The 2,204-nt window shown below is 70.1% G+C and carries 3 protein-coding genes; 1 reads left to right on the top strand and 2 read right to left on the bottom strand.

From position 1 onward, the window contains the following. The coding region (locus WA805_RS17645) for a maleylpyruvate isomerase N-terminal domain-containing protein (protein ID WP_425242876.1) at positions 1-207 on the bottom strand (207 nt) is incomplete at its 3' end. Between the two features lie 4 nt (positions 208-211). After that, positions 212-808 carry a TetR/AcrR family transcriptional regulator gene (locus WA805_RS17640; protein WP_422286779.1) on the bottom strand — a complete coding sequence of 199 codons (597 nt, stop codon included), beginning with the start codon at positions 806-808 and terminating at the stop codon, positions 212-214. 91 nt (positions 809-899) lie between these two features. Between WA805_RS17640 and WA805_RS17635 the strand changes: the two genes are divergently transcribed. Then, on the top strand, positions 900-2,204 hold a 1,305-nt coding region (locus WA805_RS17635; protein ID WP_425242875.1), incomplete at its 3' end, for a DHA2 family efflux MFS transporter permease subunit.

Below are 2,204 nucleotides of genomic sequence, written 5' to 3'. Positions count from 1 at the left end.
CCGGGCCAGCAGCCCGAAGTCATCACCGAGCAGATGGGCGCACAGTCCGAGAATGCTCCAGCCCGGGCACGGCGAAGGCCGCTGCCAGTCCGCCTGATGCAGGCCCGCGAGCAGGTCATTCAGCCGGTCCCTCTCAACGCCGAATAGGGCGGCATAGTCGTGCGGCGGCTCGGCCGGCGGCGCCGACTCTCCGGGCAGGTCCGTCATTGAATTACGGAGCCAGGCCGCGCATGAGAGTCTCGATGATGTCTCGGTAGGTGGCGGCCGCGTCGGGGGTGAGCACGAGACCCTTGAGCTCGAGCGAGACCGCGCCGTGCACGGCGCTCCAGATCTGCTGCGCCGCCTCGACCGGCTCCGGGGCGGCGATGACGCCCGCGGCGGCGGCCAGTTCCACGTTGCGCACCAGCGCGCTGAACGCCCCGTACGCGTGCTCGTGCACCTCGTCCGAGTCGTGCTCGCGCGGGATCGCGTCCTCGAACATGATCGCGTAGAAGTTCGGGTTGGCGAGCGCGAACTCGCGGTACCGCATGCCGCAGGAGCGCAGCCTGACGGCCATGTCCGGCTCCCTGCCCGACTCGATCGCCTCGCGCAGCCGATCGAACCCCTTGATCAGCAGGACGTCGACGAGGCCGTCCTTGCCGCCGAGCCGGTTGTAGACGCCCATCGGGGCGATCCCTGCCTCGGCCGCGACGGCCCGGATCGTCACCCCGCCGGGGCCCTCCCTGACCAGGACCGCCTCGGCCGCCGCGCACAGTTCGCGCTCGACGTCGGCGCTCGGCGTCCGGCTGCGCCGCACCGGTTCTGTCATGCCTGTCATCATCCCACCTCCGCTGGCGCTTGACAGACTATAGAACGTTGTTACATAGTTATAGCACAACGTTCTTCGAGGAGGGAACCAGATGGAAACACGCAATGACCGCCGGTGGTGGATCCTGGCGGTGCTCTGCCTCAGCGTGCTTCTCGTGGTCGTGGACAACACGATCGTCAACGTCGCGCTGCCGACGATCAGCCGCGACCTGCACGCGTCGACCGAGGCCCTGCAGTGGGTCGTCGACGGGTACACGCTCGCCTTCGCCGGGCTGCTGCTCGTCGGCGGCAACCTCGGTGACCGCCTCGGCCGACGACGGTTCCTGCAGCTGGGGCTGGCGCTGTTCGGCCTGACGTCCATAGGCGCCGCGCTCGCGCAGACCAGTGGCGAGCTCATCGCCGCCCGCGCCGCGATGGGCCTGTCCGCCGCGCTGATCTACCCCGCCACGCTGGCGATCCTCAACAACGTGTTCACCAACCCGCGCGAGCGGGCGACAGCGATCGGCATCTGGTCGGCGGTGTCCGGCCTCGCCGTGGCGATCGGCCCGGTGACCGGCGGCGCGCTGCTGCGGCACTTCACCTGGAGCTCGGTGTTCCTCGTCAACGTGCCCGTGGTCCTCATCGCCCTGGTGGCCGGCCGGCTGCTGCTGCCGGAGTCGCGCGACCCGAAGGCCGGCCGGTTCGACCCGCTCGGCGCCGTGCTGTCCGTCGCCGGGATCGCGCTGCTGACCTGGTCGATCATCGAGGCTCCCGGACACGGCTGGCTGTCGGCGACAACCCTGGGCGGGATCTTCGGCGCGCTGGTCATCCTCGCGCTGTTCGCCGCGTGGCAGGCGCGGCGGCCCGACCCGATGCTGGACGTCCGGCTGTTCCGCAACCCGCGGTTCAGCGCGGCGAGCGTGGCGATCGCGCTGGCGTTCTTCGGGCTGTTCGGCTTCATCTTCATGATCACCCAGTACTTCCAGATCGTCCGCGGTTACGACCCGCTCGACGCCGGGCTCGCGACGCTGCCGTTCGCGGTCATCACCGCCGCGTTCTCGCCGGTCGCAATGATCGTGATGAGGTGGACGGGGACAAAGCTGGTGGTGGCATTCGGGCTGCTGCTGATGAGCAGCGGTTTCATCGTGGCGGCGCTGATGCCGCTGGGCGGCTCGTACTGGACCTGGATCGTCGGCGCGATGGCGCTGATGTCGTCCGGCCTCGCCTTCACCACAGGCCCGGCCACCGAGGCGATCATGGGCGCGCTGCCGCGAGCGAAGGCCGGCGCCGGCTCGGCCGTCAACGACACCACCCGCGAGGTCGGCGGCACGCTCGGCGTCGCCATCGTCGGCTCGGTGCTGAACTCGGGTTACGGCTCGCACGTGGTCACGGCGCTGACCGGGCTTGGCGCTCCGGCC

Source organism: Trebonia sp. (genome assembly GCF_049794275.1).
In the GTDB taxonomy this organism is placed as follows: Bacteria; Actinomycetota; Actinomycetes; order Streptosporangiales; family Streptosporangiaceae; genus Trebonia.
This window is presented reverse-complemented; position numbering and strand designations above follow the sequence as displayed.